A 522-nucleotide genomic window follows, 5' to 3' on the forward strand; every position below is an offset into this window, starting at 1 on the left:
CCTGCGCCACCGTGGCCGCCGAGCGCGGCCATCAGGTGACCCTGTTCGATGCGGCCGGCGAGATCGGCGGCCAGTTCAACGTGGCCAAGCGCATCCCCGGCAAGGAGGAATTCCACGAGACGCTGCGCTACTTCCGCCATCAGCTGGCCGAAACCGGGGTCGATATGCGCTTGAACACCCGCGCCGATGTCGAGGCATTGAGCAGCTTCGACGAGGTGGTGATCGCCACCGGCATCACCCCGCGCAAGGCCAGCTTCCCCGGCGCTGACCACCCGATGGTGGTCAGCTATCTGGATGTGCTGCTGGGCCGGGTAACGGCTGCCGACAAGGTGGCGATCATCGGCGCTGGCGGCATCGGCTTCGATGTTGGCGAGTTCCTGGTGCATGAAGGGCCGTCCCCGGCGCTGGATCCGGCCCGCTGGATGGCCGAATGGGGCGTGGATGCCACCTTCGAAACCCGCGGATCACTGGCCCGGCCGCAGCCCGCGACCGCCGCGCGCCAGGTCTGGCTGCTGCAGCGCA

General features: G+C 68.6%; 1 protein-coding gene. It reads left to right on the forward strand.

Translation table 11 applies throughout. The features are described 5' to 3' along the window. Nucleotides 1-522, forward strand: a 522-nt coding sequence (locus JCM9942_RS17880) for an NAD(P)/FAD-dependent oxidoreductase (RefSeq protein ID WP_172675222.1), incomplete at both ends; no start/stop codon positions are given.

It is taken from the genome of Stenotrophomonas pictorum JCM 9942 (genome assembly GCF_001310775.1).
GTDB classification, from domain to species: Bacteria; Pseudomonadota; Gammaproteobacteria; order Xanthomonadales; family Xanthomonadaceae; genus Stenotrophomonas; species Stenotrophomonas pictorum.